This window comes from Caldalkalibacillus salinus, from assembly GCF_016745835.1.
GTDB lineage: Bacteria > Bacillota > Bacilli > Caldalkalibacillales > JCM-10596 > Caldalkalibacillus_A > Caldalkalibacillus_A salinus.
The window spans coordinates 1-18,203 of sequence record NZ_JAERVL010000020.1 but is presented as its reverse complement, the minus strand read 5'-3'; the positions used below and the strand labels follow the sequence as shown (position 1 = coordinate 18,203).

At 43.5% G+C, this 18,203-nt stretch carries 19 protein-coding genes; 18 read left to right on the top strand and 1 reads right to left on the bottom strand.

Translation table 11 applies throughout. From position 1 onward, the window contains the following. Positions 1 to 6: 6 nt before the first annotated feature. The 14 genes from spoIIP (at position 7) to deoC (ending at position 14,911) form a co-directional block, all read left to right on the top strand. Positions 7 to 1,287, top strand: coding sequence for a stage II sporulation protein P (gene spoIIP / locus JKM87_RS12465; protein WP_202080706.1), 1,281 nt, complete (start codon positions 7 to 9; stop codon positions 1,285 to 1,287). A 24-nt stretch (positions 1,288 to 1,311) separates the two neighbouring features. Beyond that, the gene (locus JKM87_RS12460; RefSeq protein ID WP_202080705.1) at positions 1,312 to 1,683 is read left to right on the top strand and encodes a DUF3679 domain-containing protein; all 372 of its coding nucleotides are present in this window, start codon (positions 1,312 to 1,314) and stop codon (positions 1,681 to 1,683) included. Positions 1,684 to 1,807: 124 nt separating this feature from the next. Continuing rightward, positions 1,808 to 3,634 (top strand): translation elongation factor 4, encoded by a 1,827-nt coding sequence (lepA, locus tag JKM87_RS12455; RefSeq protein WP_202080704.1) that lies wholly within the window; start codon positions 1,808 to 1,810, stop codon positions 3,632 to 3,634. Between the two features lie 115 nt (positions 3,635 to 3,749). After that, positions 3,750 to 4,325 carry a histidine phosphatase family protein gene (locus JKM87_RS12450; RefSeq protein WP_202080703.1) on the top strand — a complete coding sequence of 192 codons (576 nt, stop codon included), beginning with the start codon at positions 3,750 to 3,752 and terminating at the stop codon, positions 4,323 to 4,325. 118 nt (positions 4,326 to 4,443) lie between these two features. Beyond that, the gene (hemW, locus tag JKM87_RS12445) at positions 4,444 to 5,598 is read left to right on the top strand and encodes a radical SAM family heme chaperone HemW (protein WP_202080702.1); all 1,155 of its coding nucleotides are present in this window, start codon (positions 4,444 to 4,446) and stop codon (positions 5,596 to 5,598) included. A 93-nt stretch (positions 5,599 to 5,691) separates the two neighbouring features. Then, positions 5,692 to 6,732, top strand: coding sequence for a heat-inducible transcriptional repressor HrcA (hrcA, locus tag JKM87_RS12440; protein ID WP_202080701.1), 1,041 nt, complete (start codon positions 5,692 to 5,694; stop codon positions 6,730 to 6,732). A gap of 93 nt (positions 6,733 to 6,825) precedes the next feature. Beyond that, positions 6,826 to 7,467, top strand: a complete 642-nt coding sequence (gene grpE, locus JKM87_RS12435) for a nucleotide exchange factor GrpE (protein WP_202080700.1) — start codon at positions 6,826 to 6,828, stop codon at positions 7,465 to 7,467. A 151-nt stretch (positions 7,468 to 7,618) separates the two neighbouring features. Next, a complete protein-coding gene (gene dnaK / locus JKM87_RS12430) occupies positions 7,619 to 9,457 on the top strand; it encodes a molecular chaperone DnaK (protein WP_202080699.1) in 1,839 nt (612 codons plus the stop codon). A gap of 98 nt (positions 9,458 to 9,555) precedes the next feature. Then, positions 9,556 to 10,671 carry a molecular chaperone DnaJ gene (dnaJ, locus tag JKM87_RS12425; protein WP_202080698.1) on the top strand — a complete coding sequence of 372 codons (1,116 nt, stop codon included), beginning with the start codon at positions 9,556 to 9,558 and terminating at the stop codon, positions 10,669 to 10,671. A gap of 53 nt (positions 10,672 to 10,724) precedes the next feature. Continuing rightward, positions 10,725 to 11,669: a 50S ribosomal protein L11 methyltransferase gene (prmA, locus tag JKM87_RS12420; RefSeq protein WP_202080697.1), complete on the top strand. Its 945-nt coding sequence runs from the start codon at positions 10,725 to 10,727 to the stop codon at positions 11,667 to 11,669. Between the two features lie 38 nt (positions 11,670 to 11,707). Continuing rightward, positions 11,708 to 12,460, top strand: coding sequence for a 16S rRNA (uracil(1498)-N(3))-methyltransferase (locus JKM87_RS12415; RefSeq protein WP_202080696.1), 753 nt, complete (start codon positions 11,708 to 11,710; stop codon positions 12,458 to 12,460). A 5-nt stretch (positions 12,461 to 12,465) separates the two neighbouring features. Beyond that, entirely contained in the window at positions 12,466 to 13,803 is a 1,338-nt protein-coding gene (mtaB, locus tag JKM87_RS12410) for a tRNA (N(6)-L-threonylcarbamoyladenosine(37)-C(2))-methylthiotransferase MtaB (protein WP_202080695.1), read from the top strand. Between the two features lie 70 nt (positions 13,804 to 13,873). Continuing rightward, positions 13,874 to 14,164, top strand: a complete 291-nt coding sequence (locus tag JKM87_RS12405) for a DUF1294 domain-containing protein (protein WP_202080694.1) — start codon at positions 13,874 to 13,876, stop codon at positions 14,162 to 14,164. Positions 14,165 to 14,242: 78 nt separating this feature from the next. Next, entirely contained in the window at positions 14,243 to 14,911 is a 669-nt protein-coding gene (gene deoC, locus JKM87_RS12400) for a deoxyribose-phosphate aldolase (protein WP_202080693.1), read from the top strand. Between the two features lie 32 nt (positions 14,912 to 14,943). Here deoC and JKM87_RS12395 read toward each other — a convergent pair whose 3' ends face one another. Further along, positions 14,944 to 15,888, bottom strand: a complete 945-nt coding sequence (locus JKM87_RS12395) for a Na/Pi cotransporter family protein (protein ID WP_202080692.1) — start codon at positions 15,886 to 15,888, stop codon at positions 14,944 to 14,946. Between the two features lie 101 nt (positions 15,889 to 15,989). On the opposite strand from JKM87_RS12395, the gene gnd reads away from it, so the two are divergent. The 4 genes from gnd (at position 15,990) to JKM87_RS12375 (ending at position 18,105) form a co-directional block, all read left to right on the top strand. Beyond that, a complete protein-coding gene (gnd, locus tag JKM87_RS12390; protein ID WP_202080691.1) occupies positions 15,990 to 16,886 on the top strand; it encodes a phosphogluconate dehydrogenase (NAD(+)-dependent, decarboxylating) in 897 nt (298 codons plus the stop codon). A gap of 157 nt (positions 16,887 to 17,043) precedes the next feature. After that, the gene (locus JKM87_RS12385) at positions 17,044 to 17,367 is read left to right on the top strand and encodes a histidine triad nucleotide-binding protein (RefSeq protein ID WP_202080690.1); all 324 of its coding nucleotides are present in this window, start codon (positions 17,044 to 17,046) and stop codon (positions 17,365 to 17,367) included. 107 nt (positions 17,368 to 17,474) lie between these two features. Further along, positions 17,475 to 17,648 carry a 30S ribosomal protein S21 gene (rpsU, locus tag JKM87_RS12380; protein WP_202080689.1) on the top strand — a complete coding sequence of 58 codons (174 nt, stop codon included), beginning with the start codon at positions 17,475 to 17,477 and terminating at the stop codon, positions 17,646 to 17,648. 10 nt (positions 17,649 to 17,658) lie between these two features. Next, positions 17,659 to 18,105 (top strand): GatB/YqeY domain-containing protein, encoded by a 447-nt coding sequence (locus JKM87_RS12375; protein ID WP_202080688.1) that lies wholly within the window; start codon positions 17,659 to 17,661, stop codon positions 18,103 to 18,105. The last annotated feature ends 98 nt before the right edge of the window (positions 18,106 to 18,203 follow it).

Below are 18,203 nucleotides of genomic sequence, written 5' to 3'. Positions count from 1 at the left end.
ATTAGCATGCCTTTTAATGAAGACTATCATTCATCGTTGTACTTAAACGTAGAAAGGGTGTTGTACATGTCCCTGTTTAACAAACCATCATTTAAGCAAAATTTCAAAGGTCGAACCTCCCAATCCCAAAGTCAATATCTGATCAGAACCTTAGCATTGACAATCATGATCGGCGTTGCGTTTTTAATCGCACTCACTTCCCTCGGGGCAGCTGTACAGTCCAAGATGGCATGGTCCTCAGAGACGCTAAGGTCTTGGACCTCACATATAGCAGTAGACACTTTTAAAGGGACGTTAAGTATGGAAATTCCTCAACTTGGCACGTATAACCAACAACAACGCATTGAGACACCACAAGCCAGTCGAGTGTTATTTGAGATGATTACCACGTTCAACCCCCAAGACCCTCGTTCACTCATTCGCCATGAGGTGCCTTGGTTTGCTCATTTTGATGGCCAGTTAGTTGTGGCCGGACAAGGCGTCAATTATACAGATTTTCCGATGGAGTCTAACATCCCATTAGAAGAGATCATGAAGGATCGAGAGGCTGTGGTCCCCGAAGAAGAAGCTAAATCAACTGAAGAAGAGACACCGCCTTCAATGACAACGGAAGGAAGAAATGTTGTTTTTATTTATCACACGCATAATACGGAATCCTGGTTATCATACCTGCCCTCTATCAATGATTCTAACCTAGCCCATCACCCTGAGGTCAACATCACCAAAGTGGGAGAAAGATTGGGACAAGAGCTTGAAAAAAGGGGCATTGGCACGTACGTGGATACGACAAACTTTGCCCAACAGTTAAAAGACATGGGCTTAAGCTATGCAGATTCATATGATAAATCTAGGGAGACCGTCCAAGAAGTCATGGCGCAAGAACAAGAAATCACCTTCGTCTTTGACTTACACCGAGATGCTCTAGGACGAGAGCAAACGACGATAGACATTAATGGCGAAAGTTATGCCCGTACATTCTTTGTCATCGGTGGTCGGAACAAAAATTACGAGAAAAACCAAGCGTTTGCCGAACGGTTTCACAATAAATTGGAAGAAGCTTATCCAGGGCTTTCTAAGGGTGTTTTTTTGAAGCAGGGTGGACACGGAGAGTATAACCAATCTCTAGGAGAGAACAATATTTTAATAGAAATAGGTGGCGTAGAGAACACATTAGAGGAATCCTATCGATCAGCTGAAGCTTTAGCGGATGTGATTGCAGATCTATACTGGGACGCACATAAGGTAGACACACAATCTGAGAATGAGTCAAGTGCAGAAGATATATAGGTGTGAAGAGGAGCGTGTTTATGGATGGCCAAATTCATAGTTAAAGTACTTCTACTTATATCCACTCTTTTGTTTGGTCTTTTACTGGGCATGCATCAGGCCGAGCACGGCATTATGACTCTAGAGGGCTTCACTTTAGAACGTGTCGTCGAAGGTGCCTCAGAGGAGAATATGTATATCAAGCAAGTTGATGAAGATCATGTTGAGATGGAGGAAATGGCAGCTGAAGAGGAAGCCTTTTCCATGGAGGATATTGAAGAAAAAAAAGCCAAATGGCAAGAAAGGCAAAATGCTAATAAACTCAGCCACTTAGGGACAGTGATTGGGGAAGTGGTGTACAGTGTGTCTCGTAAAGGGGCGGAATGGTTAATATTAAAATTAGAAGATCTTTTATAAATGACGTTATCCGAGCCTTATTGGGAAATTAATTTTAATATGAGTTGTCCTTTATAACCACCTTTTGCTATAATCAAAGTTAGTGCACACAGCGAACTTTGCACCAGTTGTGGGAGTGAATCGGATGAATAGTAAACAGAAGAAGGAAAGACAGAAGTATATACGTAACTTCTCCATTATCGCACATATCGATCATGGTAAATCCACGTTAGCGGACAGAATATTAGAAAGAACTCATGCGCTCACGGATCGTGAAATGGAAGAACAATTTCTAGATTCCATGGATTTAGAAAGAGAACGCGGCATTACCATCAAGCTTAATTCTGTGCAACTTAAGTATACAGCCAAAGACGGTCACGAATATATCTTACACTTGATAGATACCCCAGGCCATGTAGACTTCACATATGAAGTTTCTCGAAGCTTGGCAGCATGTGAGGGTGCGATTCTTGTCGTCGATGCTGCGCAAGGCATAGAGGCCCAAACGTTAGCGAACGTGTATCTCGCATTAGATAATGACCTGGAGATACTACCTGTGATTAATAAGATTGACTTACCTAGTGCAGAACCAGATCGTGTACGTCAGGAAGTAGAAGATGTCATTGGCTTGGATGCTAGTGATGCTGTACTGGCTTCTGCCAAATCAGGTATCGGCATCGAAGACATTCTAGAACAGATCGTTGAAAAGGTCCCCGCCCCTACCGGTGACCCTGATGCACCGTTAAAGGCCATGATTTTTGATTCTATTTACGATACTTATCGTGGTGTTGTCACTTATATTAGAGTGGTTGAAGGGACATTAAGACCCGGCATGAAGGTGAAAATGATGGCCACCGAAAAAGAGTTCGAGGTGGTTGAAATCGGAACTTTCACCCCAAAACCAACCAAGGTCGATGAACTGACGGTCGGTGACGTTGGATTCATGACCGCTTCAATCAAAAACGTAGGCGATACACGCGTTGGTGATACCATCACAGATGCAAACCAACCCGCATCTGAACCTTTGCCAGGTTATCGTAAAATTAATCCTATGGTGTTTTGTGGATTGTATCCTGTGGATTCTGGTGATTATAACGACCTGCGTGAGGCGCTCGAGCGTTTAACATTAAACGATGCTTCCTTACAGTGGGAACCGGAGACATCTCAGGCCCTAGGGTTTGGATTCCGTTGTGGTTTCTTAGGTCTCCTACACATGGAGATCATACAGGAACGTCTTGAAAGAGAGTTTAAGATACCGCTCATCACTACGGCACCAAGTGTGATTTATCACGTGATGAAAACGGACGGAGAGATGATTGATATTGACAATCCAAGCCTCATGCCTGACCGCCAGGAGATCGATTACGTCGAGGAGCCATACGTCAAAGCGACGATTATGGTGCCCAACGATTTCGTCGGTGCCGTTATGGAACTTTGCCAGGGTAAAAGGGGCATCTTCAAGGATATGCAATACCTTGATGACATCAGAGTGTCCATAGTCTATGAAATACCCTTATCTGAAATCGTTTATGACTTCTTTGACCAGTTGAAGTCAGGGACGAAAGGTTACGCCTCCTTTGATTATGAGTTTACAGGTTATAAAGAGTCTAATCTTGTCAAAATGGACATTTTACTTAACGGTGAAACGGTAGATGCGCTATCATTCATTGTCCATCGTGAGTCGGCGTACCATAGAGGGAAGTCTTTAGTAGAGAAGCTGAAAGACCTTATCCCACGTCAAATGTTTGAAGTCCCTGTTCAGGCGGCGATCGGTAACAAGATCATAGCGAGAGATACGATTCGCGCCATGAGGAAAAATGTCCTTGCCAAATGTTACGGGGGAGACATTACGCGTAAACGTAAACTCCTAGAGAAGCAAAAAGAAGGTAAGAAACGTATGAAATCGGTCGGTAACGTAGAAGTGCCTCAGGAAGCGTTCATGGCCGTATTGAAAATAGAAAACCAAAAGTAACGATAAAAAATGAAAAGGTGCATCCCACACCGTTTGATCATCAAAAGAATAGGATGGTAGGATTTTTCTAAGCTGATGGACATCCATCAGCTTTTTTTACACAGGAGGCGATATGATGACCACCGTTTGTTTGATTCGTCATGGTGAAACAGACTGGAATGCAGCACAGAGAATACAGGGCAGACAAGATATCGCCCTTAACGCAAAGGGCAAAGAACAGGCACAGAAATGTGGCCACTACCTTCAAGAACAAGACATCCAGTGGGAAGTGATTATCTCTAGCCCTCTTAGTCGAGCAAAAGAAACAGCCACGATTATTGCAACAGCTCTCAATCTGAATGAAGTGATCGTCCATGATTCTTTTATTGAACGTGACTTTGGTAAGGCCTCCGGTTTAACAAAGGCAGAAGCGGATAGGAAATACCCCAACCGCTCCATTCCTGATATCGAAGACTTTGAGGAACTTCAACAAAGAGGATTGGCCGGCATGAATGAAATATTAGAACAGTATCAGGATAAGCATGTCATCGTCGTCGCACATGGGGCGCTCATCAATGCGATGCTGCACGCCCTTTCCAATGGTAAAGTGGGTTCTGGTCAAACCACGTTACACAATGCATGTCTGAACGTGCTCTATCATGATCGTGAATGGACAATTAGAGAATATAATTGCATCTCTCATTTAGAATAGAGGTCATTAACGAGCAGACGTTCATCTTTGAATCTTAATACCATTTGATTTAAAATAAGGAAATACTGAATAGTCTAGCCATATCGACAGTCAGACTGCTTAAGAAAGTAGGAACATTATGCCACAGTCAGCCTATATCCATATTCCTTTTTGCAACCGTATTTGTCCTTACTGTGACTTCAATAAATATGTTGTGAAGGGACAACCCATTGAACAATATTTACATGATTTAGATCAAGACATGCTAAGGAACGTACAACGCTATCCTTTTAAGAACATGCGTACAGTATACGTTGGTGGGGGGACACCTTCTGTTTTAGATATAGAACAATTAAATCTATTCTTCAGCTCTGTTCACGAACGACTACTCACTCATAGTCATCCAGAAGAATTCACGATGGAAATTAACCCTGAAACCCTCACGGAGGAAAAAGTCAAAGTCATGAAACAATGGGGTGTAAACCGATTTTCGATCGGTGTCCAGACGTTTGAGCCCCAACTTCTTCGTAAACTGGGGCGTATGCATTCAAACAAAGATGTCTACAATTGTATCGAGATAGCCAAAAAACACGGCATAGATAATATATCACTAGATCTTATGTTTGGCCTGCCGGAGCAAACGGTTGACATGTTTGAGCGGACCTTGAACGAAGCCATAGCCTTAGATGTCACGCACTTTTCTGCCTACAGCCTGAAGGTAGAAGAAGGGACCTTTTTTCAAACCCTCCTGAACAAAGGGAAGCTCCCCTTACCTTCGGAGGATGAAGAGGTCGATATGTATGAACGACTGATGAATACCATGGCCAAACACGGCTATGAACAATATGAAATTAGTAACTTCGCCAAGCCCGGTTATGAAAGTGCGCACAACCTCACATATTGGCAAAATGAAGAATATTATGGTTTCGGTGCAGGTGCTCATGGGTATGTCAAAGGTGTAAGACATGAAAACGCAGGGCCTTTACAAGATTACCATGACCTTATTAAGCAGGGCAGTCTACCCTATATACAGACCATCGAAGTGGACCAACAGGCACGGATTGAAGAGGAAATGATGATGGGCCTTCGCCTACGACAAGGTGTTTCTACATCGATGTTTAAAGCGAAGTATGGCCGATCATTAACGGATTATTATCAAGAGGAACTTGAGCAACTAATAGCGCGTGACCTCATTGAAGAGGAAGAGGACCGCATCAAGTTAACAAAGAAAGGCATTTTCCTGGGGAACGTTGTATTTTCAACTTTTCTCAAAGACCCTGTTGAAGCAGATTGACATTGTTTTGAAGGTTTGATATCTTGTAATATATAAGTTAGCACTCGTTAAGTGTGAGTGCTAACAAGCGGTTTTAAATGGGGGGACGTCGTGATGCTTACCGACCGTCAAAAGTTAATTTTACATGCCGTCATAGATGACTATGTGAAGTCTGCAGAGCCTGTCGGATCGCGTACGATATCTAAGCGAAACGATGTGAGATTTAGTCCTGCTACAATACGGAACGAGATGGCAGACCTAGAAGAGCTAGGGTATCTCGCTCAGCCTCACACGTCTGCTGGTCGCATCCCTTCCAATAAAGGATATCGTTTTTATGTGGACCATCTCATGCGACCTGTACGCTTGTCCTCGCAGGACATTGATAAAATTAGAGTGATGTTTGCAGACCGGTTTGTAGAGTTTGAACAAGTCATTCAACATACAGCGTCTGTATTATCAGAGCTGACCAATTATACATCTATCGTACTTGGACCAGAAGTCTTTGATACAACCTTGAAACACATCCAGCTCATCCCTCTCAGTCAAGAAGCAGCCGTGGCTATTGTTGTGACTGATACGGGTCATGTTGAGAATAAGAAGATTACAATACCTGCGGGTATTTCCATGGACGATATGGAAAAGCTGATTAACATCTTAAATCAGAAGTTAAGCGGTGTCCCTGTTTACCAATTAAAAACGCGGTTATATAACGAAATAGCCCTAGAATTAGAAAAACACTTTAAACATTACAAGGAAATGCTTCATGTACTGGATCAGACGCTTTCAACCGAGCGTGAAGACCGTGTTTTCTTAGGTGGAACAACGAATATCTTTGCTCAGCCAGAGTTTCATGATGTTGATAAAGTGAAGAATATATTCGAGTTTCTCGAACAAAACGACCGTGTCCATGGTATATTAACCGAGTTGCACAGCTCAGGTGAAGGCGTTCAAGTCAAGATTGGCCAAGAGAATGTTGATGAAGCCATCAGTCACTGTAGTATTATTACAGCTTCGTATTCTATTGGTGGAAACCCTGTAGGCCAATTAAGTATACTAGGTCCCACAAGAATGGAGTACCAGAAGGTTTATAGTATATTGGACTACTTGACGAATGATCTCAATTCTGTACTTAAACAGATCTATGAGCGTTCATAGCACTGTTATGGCATTTTGATATAAGTCCTCAAGGTGAGAGAGGGAAGCTTCTTTCCCTCTCCTCTTGTTGTGTAGTATTAGGAGGTGAATGTTGTGTCCACAGAGCAGAATCACGATGTAATTCAAGACGAACAGGTAGAACAGAAGGAAGTCGAAGATGTAGATGCGAATCAAGACAGTGCTGACGCGGCTGATTCCGGAGAGGGAGTCGATGCGGCAGATGATACAACAAACGAGCAGCAATTCTCGCATGACGAGGAAGCTGTAGATGTAAGTGGGGGAGAGATGCAACGCCAATTACAAGAGGCTGAAAAAAAAGCAGCTGAATTCCAACAAAAATATTTAAGAGCTCAGGCAGACTTTGATAACTTTAGACGTCGTACAAGACAAGAGAAGGAAGAGCAAGCCAAATATGCATCACTCCCTTTAGTTGAGAAGCTATTACCCGCTTTAGATAATTTTGAACGGGCTTTAGCGGCGAGCCAAGATTCTCAAGACCCTGAACTAGCGAAAGGTGTCGACATGGTTTATAGACAAATCGACGAGGTCCTGAAGCAGGAAGGGCTTGAGCCTATTCTTACAGTAGGGGAAGCTTTTGACCCGAATGTACATCAAGCTGTCATGCAAGAAGAGAGTGATGAGTACGAATCTGGCATTGTCACTGAAGAGCTTCAAAAAGGGTACAAATTAAAGGATAAGGTGATTCGCCCTGCTATGGTCAAAGTGAGTTCCTAAGGAGCTCCTTTGCCACGATTCGGGCACAGTGTCTGGCTAGGTCAAAGCTAAGCTGCCTTTGCTTGAGTCGCCCATCTTTGAAATGATACTTAACTTAACAATTTTTACTTTGATAATAGCAAATTGACATAAGGAACAGGAGGATGAACAAATGAGTAAAGTAATTGGTATTGACTTAGGAACGACGAACTCATGTGTCGCAGTGATGGAAGGTGGAGAAGCGGTTGTCATTCCTAACGCGGAAGGAAGCCGTACAACACCATCTGTCGTCGCTTTTAAGGACGGCGAACGTCAAGTAGGAGAGGTCGCCAAGCGCCAAGCGATCACAAATCCAAATACAGTTATCTCTATTAAGCGTCATATGGGAACGAATCATAAAGAGGATATTGAAGGTAAGGAGTATACGCCTCAAGAGATTTCCGCTATTATTCTTCAGAAGTTAAAAGCTGATGCAGAAGCGTACTTAGGAGAAAAAGTAGAAAAAGCTGTCATTACAGTACCAGCCTACTTTAACGACGCACAAAGACAAGCGACAAAGGATGCAGGTCGTATCGCTGGTCTAGAAGTTGAGCGTATCGTTAACGAGCCAACAGCTGCAGCACTAGCATACGGTCTTGACAAAGAGGACGACCAAACGATTCTCGTTTACGACCTTGGTGGAGGGACATTCGACGTCTCTATTCTTGAGTTAGGAGACGGATTCTTCGAAGTAAAAGCGACGAGCGGTGACAACAAACTTGGTGGGGATGACTTTGACCAAGTGATTATTGACCATCTTGTCGACGAATTCAAAAAAGAAAATGGCGTGGACCTAAGCCAAGATAAAATGGCTTTACAGCGCCTAAAGGATGCAGCTGAAAAAGCAAAGAAAGATTTATCCGGTGTCACGTCCACTCAAATTTCTCTACCGTTCATCACAGCGGATGCAAGCGGACCTAAACACTTAGAGGTGTCACTGACTAGAGCAAAATTTGAAGAGTTAAGTGAAGACTTAGTTGAACGTACGTTGGAGCCAACACGACGTGCGCTGAAAGATGCTGAACTTACACCAACAGATATCGATAAAATTGTGCTTGTTGGGGGATCTACTCGAATTCCTGCCGTACAAGAAGAAATTAAGAAACTCACAGGTAAGGACCCTCACAAAGGTGTTAACCCTGATGAAGTGGTAGCCCTCGGTGCAGCAATCCAAGCAGGCGTGCTCTCAGGTGATGTGAAGGACGTTGTACTACTAGATGTGACCCCGTTATCCCTGGGTATTGAAACACAAGGTGGCGTCTTCACGAAAATGATCGAACGTAACACAACGATCCCAACGAGCCAGTCTCAAGTATTCTCTACAGCTGCTGATAACCAAACATCAGTTGACATCCATGTGCTACAGGGTGAACGTGAGATGGCAGCGTACAACAAAACATTGGGGCGCTTCCAGTTAACGGATATTCCTCCAGCACCAAGAGGAGTACCACAGATTGAAGTCAGCTTCGATATTGATGCGAACGGTATCGTTAACGTATCTGCCAAAGACAAAGGAACGGGTAAAGAACAAAATATTACGATCACCTCTTCTAGTGGTTTATCTGATGAAGAGATTGAAAATATGGTTAAGGATGCAGAAGCAAACGCAGAGGAAGACCGCAAACGCAAAGAAGAGGTCGATCTTCGCAATGAGGCGGATCATCTCATACACACAACAGAAAAGACAATCAAAGATCTTGGGGAGCAGGTAGACCAGGCAGAGATTGATAAAGCAAACGAAGCTAAAGACGCGTTGAAGCAAGCAATTGAAGGTACAGACGTTGAAGAGATTAAGTCTAAGAAAGAAGCACTAGAAGAAATCGTTCAGCAGCTCTCCGTTAAGCTATATGAGCAAGCCGCGCAACAAGCTGAGGCTCAAGGTGAAGCAGGTCAAGACCAAGAAGGTCAAAAGGCTGACGATAACGTCGTCGATGCTGAGTATGAAGACGTAAATGATGAGGAGAAAAAGTAAGCCGACGGTAAAAAAAGTCAAAGTCAGGACATCTTGGCTTTGACTTTTTTATGCAACGTGATATGATAATTTTTATGCGATAATCGGGAGTGGATAGGATGAGCAAAAAAGATTACTATGACATTCTGGGCGTATCAAAAGACGCCGGATCAGATGAAATCAAAAAAGCATATCGAAAACTCGCTCGTCAGTACCATCCAGACGTGAATAAAGCAGGAGACGCAGAAGCGAAGTTTAAAGAGGTAAAAGAAGCTTACGATGTCCTAAGTGATGACCAAAAAAGAGCGAACTATGATCGCTTTGGCACTGCAGAACCTAACCAAGGATTTGGCGGTGCTGGTGGTGCAGACTTTGGTGACTTTGGCGATATCTTTGATATGTTCTTCGGTGGTGGTGGCAGAAGAAATCCGAACGCACCAAGGCAGGGAAATGACCTACAATACACCATGACCATTGATTTTGAAGAGGCCGTTTTCGGTAAAGAAACGGAAATTCGCATTCCAAAAGAAGAGGAATGTGACACATGTCTCGGTTCGGGAGCAAAACCAGGGACTAAGCCTGAAACATGTCAGATATGTCACGGCACAGGTCAACAAGAACAAGTGCAAAACACGCCTTTTGGGCGTGTCGTGAACCGTCGTGTATGTATGAGTTGTGAAGGTAAAGGAAAAGTTGTTAAAGCTAAATGTCCAACATGTCATGGGCGAGGTAACGTTCAGACCCATAAAACCATCCCTATCCGCATCCCAGAAGGTGTGGATAACGGCATGCAAGTGAGAGTGTCGGGTCAAGGTGAACCAGGTGTGAATGGAGGTCCTCCAGGAGATCTCTACATCGTCATCAGAGTTAAGGAACATCCGTTTTTTGAAAGGAACGGGCAGGATATCTACTGTGAGATGCCGGTCACCTTTGTCCAAGCGACGCTAGGTGATGAAATAGAAGTGCCCACACTCACTGGGCGTGTCAAGTTAAAGATTCCACAAGGGACAGAAACAGGCACCTATTTCCGAATTAGAGGTAAAGGTGTCCCAGCCGTAAGAGGTCAGGCTCAGGGTGACCAGCATGTACGAGTAAAAATTAAGACACCGAAGAAACTTAACGACCGTCAAAAGGAGCTGCTAAAAGAATTTGCAGAGATCAGTGGAGATCAAATTCCGGATGAGCAGTCTGAGAGTTTTTTTGATCGCATGAAAAAAGCGTTTAAGGGAGATTAAACCCTTAGCTTAAATAAGCACACGTTAATTTATTGGGGATGGAGTTGGTAGAGTTGAAATGGTCAGAAATCAGTATTCACACAACACAGGAAGCGATTGAACCGGTGGCCAATATTCTGCATGAAGCTGGTGCAAGTGGTGTTGTCATTGAAGATCCGGAAGTGCTAGGGAGGGATCTCACACAAAATAATGACTTTGGAGAACTCTATCAACTTAACCCCGAAGATTACCCTAAGGAAGGGGTCATCGTTAAAGGCTACCTCCCTATGAATAGCTTTCTAGGTGAAACGGTAGAAGAGATTAAAACGGAGTTAAATAACTTACTCCTTCATAACATAAACCTCGGTTTAGGTACCGTTTCTTTGGCCGAAGTGTATGAAGAAGACTGGGCCCACGCATGGAAAAAGTATTATAAACCCTCACAAATTACAGACCGTGTCACTATTTCACCATCATGGGAGGATTATTCTCCTTTATCTGATGATGAGATCGTTATTGAACTTGACCCTGGCATGGCTTTTGGTACGGGCACACACCCTACAACGGTCCTGTGCATACAAGCAATAGAAAAAATACTTCAACCAGGGGATGAAGTCATTGATGTCGGTTGTGGTTCAGGTGTACTCAGCATTGCTGCAGCGAAATTAGGGGCCAAAAAAGGCCTAGCCCTCGATCTGGATGATGTTGCAGTTAAAGTAACGAGGGATAATGTCAAAGTCAATGGTGTATCAGACATTATAGAAGTGAAGCAAAATAACTTACTAGATCATATTGATCAACAAGCTAATCTCGTTGTGGCCAATATCTTGGCTGAGGTCATTTTAAGATTCGTCCCTGATGCGTATCGCGTGGTACAGCCGGGTGGCCATTTTATTACCTCAGGCATCATCGCTCACAAACAGGAAGAAGTCAAAAAAGCTATGATTTCACAAGGGTTCAATATAGTGGAAACACTTCACATTAATGAATGGGTAGCTTTTATTGCGAAAAAAGAGTAAGATATTAGGAGCATAAGAGCATAGGAGCAATCAAACTAATGCAAAGATATTTTATTTCAGCACACCAAATGTCTGAAAATCAATGTCTCCTTGAAGGTCAAGACGTTCATCATATTAAAAACGTTATGAGAGCCGATGTCGGAGACCAATTGATCTGTAGCAATGGTAAGGGACGTGTTGTCTTGTGCACTATTTCACTTATGGAGGAACGTAAGGTCGTTTGTGACATTATCGAAGAGTTAGATGGCCATACTGAGTTACCAGTTCACGTGACCGTAGCACAAGGACTACCCAAAGCTGACAAATTGGAATGGATTTTACAAAAGGGAACAGAGCTGGGAGCAGACCGGTTCATTCCTTTTTCTTCTGCCAGAACAATTGTCAGATATGACCAGAAAAAAGAGAAGAAGAAACAAGAACGTTGGGCCAAGATTATTAAGGAAGCGTCAGAACAATCCCACCGTGCTTTACTCCCTGAAGTCACTTCGATTCACTCTTTTACAGCTCTGCTTAACATTGACGCTGAACATAAGTGGGTGGCCTATGAGAAAGAAACGATTGATCATGAAGGCATGGCTTCCTTTGCCCAGGCTATGTCTAGCGTTAAGAGGGGTGAGCGTATTATCATTGCGATAGGACCTGAGGGAGGGTTCACTGAAGAGGAAATTCATACTCTACATCATCAGGGCTATCGATCTATCTCGTTGGGACCACGTATTTTACGCACGGAAACAGCATCACAGTACGTGCTGTCCTCAATATCTTATCATTTTGAACAGATGGGAGGGTGAACACCATGTCTACCGTCGCTTTTCATACACTAGGATGTAAAGTCAATCATTATGAAACGGAAGCCATATGGCAGTTATTTAAAAACGCCGGCTATGAAAAACGTGAATTTGAACAAACAGCAGACGTTTATGTCATTAATACGTGTACTGTCACGAATACAGGAGACAAAAAATCGAGGCAAGTCATCAGACGTGCCATCCGTAAAAATCCAGACGCCGTCATATGTGTGACAGGTTGTTATGCGCAAACATCCCCTGGTGAGATTATGGCCATTGAAGGGGTTGATATCGTCGTGGGCACCCAGGATCGTTCCAAGCTCCTCGAATATATTGAACAATACCATGCGGAAAGACAACCGATTAACGCTGTGGGTAATATCATGAAGACGCGCACGTACGAAGAGCTGGATGTGCCTGAATTCACAGATCGTACGAGAGCATCACTAAAGATACAAGAAGGTTGTAACAATTTCTGTACGTTCTGTATTATCCCTTGGGCTAGAGGGTTATTACGTTCACGCGATCCGAAGAGTGTGATTGCTCAAGCGAACAAGCTCGTTCAAGCAGGTTATAAAGAAATCGTACTCACGGGTATTCATACAGGTGGGTATGGGGAGGATTTAGAGGATTACAATCTTGCCAAACTACTCTTGGATTTAGAACAAGTCCCTGGCTTAGAAAGATTGAGAATTAGTTCGATCGAAGCGAGTCAACTCACGGACGAAGTCATTGAAGTGCTAGGACAATCTTCTAAAGTGTGCCGACATCTTCATATTCCACTACAAGCAGGAGATGACGAAGTCCTCAAACGCATGCGTCGGAAATACACCGTGGCAGAGTATCGTGAAAGAGTAGAGAAAGTGCAACAGGCTCTACCTCATTTTGCTTTAACGAGTGACGTGATTGTAGGTTTCCCAGGGGAGACAGAAGAGCAGTTTATGAATACGTATGAGTTCATCAGAGACATGCGCTTTGCAGAGCTACACGTATTTCCATTTTCCAAACGGACAGGAACACCGGCTGCAAGAATGACAGACCAAGTCCCTGAGGAAGAAAAGAATGACCGTGTTCACCGTCTTATCGCACTGTCTAATCAGCTAGCTAAAGAGTATGCCTCTCAGTTTGAAGGGCAAACATTAGAAGTCATTCCTGAAACGGAGTACCAAGAAAAGCCTGGTGCAGGTCTATTGGTCGGTTACACGGATAATTATCTTAAAGTCGTAATCAAAGCGGATGAGAGCTATATCGGGCAAGTCGTCGAAGTTCAAATCGATGAACCGGGGTACCCTTATTGCGCTGGATCTATCGTCGAACCGAAGGTGAAGGACGTTGTCAATTACTAATCAGCTACGCAACCATAGGCGCGTCCGAAACCTTGTCATTAACGTGTGCTATATTATAGGAGGTTTTGCCGTGTACTCACAGAGAGTCGACGCTTGGGTCACGGCATTTCTTCTTCTGAATACATACGCATTCATAATATTTATTCAGGATAAAAGGAAAGCTAAACGAGGGAAGCCCTTTCGAATACCGGAATCATCCTTCTTTTTAACCGCTGCATGCGGGGGTGGCATCGGTACACTGATAGGGATGACAGCAGCTCGTCACAAGACACAGCATCTCTCTTTTAAGCTCTTACTCCCATTACTTTTCGTCACGAGCGTCGCCTTATTTATGATAGGGTATCAACATATACAAGCTTAAGGTGGGTTTACTGAATATAATACGAAAATGTCTGCCGTATAATGGTGGAAATGAAAAAAAGAAGAGGAGGGCCATCAAATGGAAAACATTGCAGCCTTAATTGATCATACAGCGCTAAAGCCTGATACAACAAAGGATCAAATTGTACAACTCTGTGAGGAAGCTAAAGAATATGAATTTGCTTCAGTATGTGTCAATCCAACATGGGTATCAACCTGCGCGTCTTTGTTAAAAGATAGTAAAGTAAAAGTATGTACCGTCATCGGTTTTCCGCTAGGAGCCACCACAACAGAAACAAAAGTGGCTGAAACAAAGGACACTATTGCAAACGGTGCCACTGAGGTCGATATGGTGATCAACATTGGCGCATTGAAGGGACAACAAAACGACTTTGTGGAGGAAGATATACGGAGTGTCGTTAACGCGGCCAAAGGAAAAGCACTTGTAAAAGTGATTCTCGAAACCTCTCTTCTCACAGAGGAAGAGAAAGTACGCAGCTGCATCATCAGTAAAAATGCCGGTGCAGACTATGTCAAAACGTCTACAGGATTCTCCACAGGGGGCGCCACCATCGAAGATATTAAGCTCATGAGGAAGACGGTGGGGCCAGACATGGGAGTCAAAGCGTCTGGCGGTGTGCGTGACCATAAAACCGTTGTCGATATGGTTAATGCCGGTGCCACACGTATAGGTGCCAGTAGCGGTGCCGCTATTGTCAAAGGAGAAAAAGGCGAATCGAACTACTAGTCGCTCTCTCCCCTTGTAGACATACTTAAGGATTAAAGCACTCTTTTGGGATGAGGCATAAAGAGCATCACAATGCGTTCAAACCATTGTACGAATGGGAGAAGTATGAAAGACGATAATACATTAAAAACCGTTTGAGCATGTGCAACCTGCTTCATGGGATAAGGGGTTAACCACTCAACAAACTGTATAAATACGGGCAAGAAAGGTAAAAAGAGGAGTACACCAATTAAATTAATCATCACGTGGGAAAAAGCCACCTGCTTTGAGACTGTATTTCCACCTAAACTGCCAAGTACAGCCGTAATACACGTACCAATATTACTGCCAAATATGACGGCCACAGCAACGGTTAGCGGTAGTATCTGGTCGTACATTAAATTCATAGTAATGGCTGTCGTTGCAGTACTACTTTGGATTAGAGCGGTGAGTAATGTCCCAGCAGCTATGCCACTTAAAACACCGCCTTCACTCATCGTAAACAAACTTTGGACAATACCCAGTTGTTTAATAAAAGGTGTGATCGATTGCATCGTGTCCATCCCTAAAAACAGGAGCCCGAATCCACCGAGGGCGAGACCGCAACTTTTGACTTGGAGGGTAGGGAGCACGAACAAAATGCTGCCTAGAATGAAAAAGTAGACACCAAACTGTTGAATATTGAAAGCGATTAACTCGGTCGTGAGGCATGTCCCAATATTTGCACCTAGTATAATGCCGAAAGATTGTCTAAACGTGAGAAGGCGTGCATTCGTTAGGGCGATGGTTAGCAACATCACAGCGCTGCTACTTTGAAGTATCGCTGTCGTTAAAGCACCCGTGACTAGACCCGTCATTGGAGTTTTGGTTAAGACGTGTAAAATCTCTTTAATACGTTGCAAGAACAGATTTTCAAACCCAACACGCATGACTTGCATGCCAAATAAGAAGATCGCGAGTCCTGTTGCGAATGGAATGAGAAATTCTTTCATGAACATGGGGCCAACCTCCTCTAGAATCATCCTATGTGAGGAAATGGATAAGCATGACAAGCATTTTCATCTGCTAGACACCAGACATCAGAAAGGGGTAACAACATATGAAGCTAGGAATGATCGGCTTAGGGAAAATGGGCTACAATTTAAGCCTTAATTTATTAGATCACAATCACGAGGTCGTCGCTTACGACGTGTCTGAGGAGGCCGTGAAAAAGGCCGAATCACAAGGTGCAGAGGGAGCTTATCAACTTTCAGAAGTTGTAGAGAAACTACCCAAACCGCGCATTCTATGGGTGATGGTGCCTGCAGGAGAGATAACAGAGCAAGTCCTTGAGGAACTCCAAGGATTACTCTCCGAAGGGGACATCGTTATTGATGGAGGTAACTCTAACTACAAATTATCTGTTGAAAGAAATCGCGTATTTCAGGATAAAGGCGTATATTTCTTTGATGTAGGCACAAGTGGAGGGATGGACGGTGCTCGCCATGGTGCTTGTACCATGATCGGTGGAGATGCCGAAGCGTTTAAAACGATCGAACCGCTATTCCGAGATACATGTGTGGAAAATGGCTATCTTTATGCTGGAGAGTCAGGTGCAGGCCACTATTTGAAGATGATACATAATGGGGTAGAGTATGGGATGATGCAAGCCATTGCGGAAGGCTTTGATATCCTAGAGAAAAGCCCCTACGATTATGATTATGAAAAGGTCGCTCGAGTTTGGAACAACGGGTCCGTTATCCGCAGTTGGTTAATGGAGCTAACTGAAAGTGCATTCTCAAAAGACGCTAATTTAGATGATATTAGGGGTGTCATGCACTCTTCTGGGGAAGGAAAATGGACTGTAGAGGAGTCGCTAGACCTCAAGGCAGCCGCACCAGTGATCACTTTATCATTATTGATGAGGTATCGCTCTCTTGAAGAGGACACATTTGCAGGCAAGGTCGTTGCTGCGTTACGTAACGAATTTGGCGGACATTCTGTGGAGAAAAATTAACGCGTGAGTAAAATTAAATAGTGCCTAACGACAGCCCCACTACGGGGCTTTTTTGTGTCATTTAACAGTCATTATATTGAAAAAAATAAACAGTCTATGTAGCCAATCGTGATTAGAAAGTCTACAATAGTGTTAAAAGCAAAAAGGAGTGAACGATATGAGTGAGACCATTTTTAGTAAAATTCTGCGTAAAGAAATACCGGCAAAGATTGCGCATGAAGATGAATGGACGATGGCCTTCCATGATATCAACCCTCAAGCGCCCGTCCATTTACTCATTATACCTAAAAAACAAATCTCAACATTAGCAGACGTGCAGGAGGAAGACATGCCTCTTATCATACACATACATAAAGTCGCTCAAAAACTGGCAGAAGCGATGGAGCTTGAAGGTTGGAGAATCGTTGTAAATGTAGGAGAAAAAGGTGGACAAGAGGTTTTCCATCTTCATTATCACTTGCTGGGGTGGACAAAAGAGTAAAAGTTGACCATTCACTGTATGGTATAATATAATGAAGTTTGACAGCTTTGTATAAGTTGCAAATGAACTCTTTTTTCTTTATGGAAGTAGCGGAGGGAGGGAAATTTATGGCTGAAATTCGCGTTCGCAAAAATGAATCTCTTGACCAGGCACTTCGCCGCTTTAAGCGCTCTTGTTCAAAAGATGGAGTCATTGCTGAGGTTAAGAAACGCAAGCATTACGAAAAGCCGAGTGTTAAACGTAAGAAGAAATCAGAGGCTGCTCGTAAACGTAAGTTTTAGGAGGTAAGTCATGTCGACTCTTGAACGTTTAAACTCTGATATGAAGCAAGCGATGAAGGACAAGGATAAGAAGAAGCTAACGGTGATCCGTGCGGTCAGATCTTCTTTGAAAAATGAGGAAATACAACTTGGAAGAGAGTTAAACGAGGACGAAGTGCTTACCGTACTCAATCGCGAACTTAAGCAACGCAAGGATTCCCTCCAAGAGTTTGAAAAAGCAGGTCGTGATGATCTCGCATCAAATATCAAAGAAGAACTTGAGATCTTAGCGGAATATATGCCGGAACAACTATCTGAAGAAGAAGTTGCTAGCCTTGTCAAGGAAACGATTGCTGAAGTTGGGGCGAGTTCCAAAGCTGACATGGGGAAAGTCATGGGCGCGATCATGCCTAAGGTCAAAGGCCGCGCTGACGGCTCTATTGTCAATAAACTTGTCCAACAGCATCTTTCATCTTAACGGGTGATAATCAAAAGCACTTTGTCTGTATAGACAAAGTGCTTTTTTCAGGTACTCTGACATTTTTTAGGGCTCTACAATATATGTTGGGGTGGGAT

Coding starts and splice junctions, on each gene's coding strand:
- spoIIP (WP_202080706.1), top strand. CDS start 7: ATGCCTTTTAATGAAGACTATCATTCATCGTTGTACTTAAACGTAGAA.
- JKM87_RS12460 (WP_202080705.1), top strand. CDS start 1,312: ATGGCCAAATTCATAGTTAAAGTACTTCTACTTATATCCACTCTTTTG.
- lepA (WP_202080704.1), top strand. CDS start 1,808: ATGAATAGTAAACAGAAGAAGGAAAGACAGAAGTATATACGTAACTTC.
- JKM87_RS12450 (WP_202080703.1), top strand. CDS start 3,750: ATGACCACCGTTTGTTTGATTCGTCATGGTGAAACAGACTGGAATGCA.
- hemW (WP_202080702.1), top strand. CDS start 4,444: ATGCCACAGTCAGCCTATATCCATATTCCTTTTTGCAACCGTATTTGT.
- hrcA (WP_202080701.1), top strand. CDS start 5,692: ATGCTTACCGACCGTCAAAAGTTAATTTTACATGCCGTCATAGATGAC.
- dnaK (WP_202080699.1), top strand. CDS start 7,619: ATGAGTAAAGTAATTGGTATTGACTTAGGAACGACGAACTCATGTGTC.
- dnaJ (WP_202080698.1), top strand. CDS start 9,556: ATGAGCAAAAAAGATTACTATGACATTCTGGGCGTATCAAAAGACGCC.
- JKM87_RS12415 (WP_202080696.1), top strand. CDS start 11,708: ATGCAAAGATATTTTATTTCAGCACACCAAATGTCTGAAAATCAATGT.
- mtaB (WP_202080695.1), top strand. CDS start 12,466: ATGTCTACCGTCGCTTTTCATACACTAGGATGTAAAGTCAATCATTAT.
- deoC (WP_202080693.1), top strand. CDS start 14,243: ATGGAAAACATTGCAGCCTTAATTGATCATACAGCGCTAAAGCCTGAT.
- JKM87_RS12395 (WP_202080692.1), bottom strand. CDS start 15,888: ATGTTCATGAAAGAATTTCTCATTCCATTCGCAACAGGACTCGCGATC.
- gnd (WP_202080691.1), top strand. CDS start 15,990: ATGAAGCTAGGAATGATCGGCTTAGGGAAAATGGGCTACAATTTAAGC.
- JKM87_RS12385 (WP_202080690.1), top strand. CDS start 17,044: ATGAGTGAGACCATTTTTAGTAAAATTCTGCGTAAAGAAATACCGGCA.
- rpsU (WP_202080689.1), top strand. CDS start 17,475: ATGGCTGAAATTCGCGTTCGCAAAAATGAATCTCTTGACCAGGCACTT.
- JKM87_RS12375 (WP_202080688.1), top strand. CDS start 17,659: ATGTCGACTCTTGAACGTTTAAACTCTGATATGAAGCAAGCGATGAAG.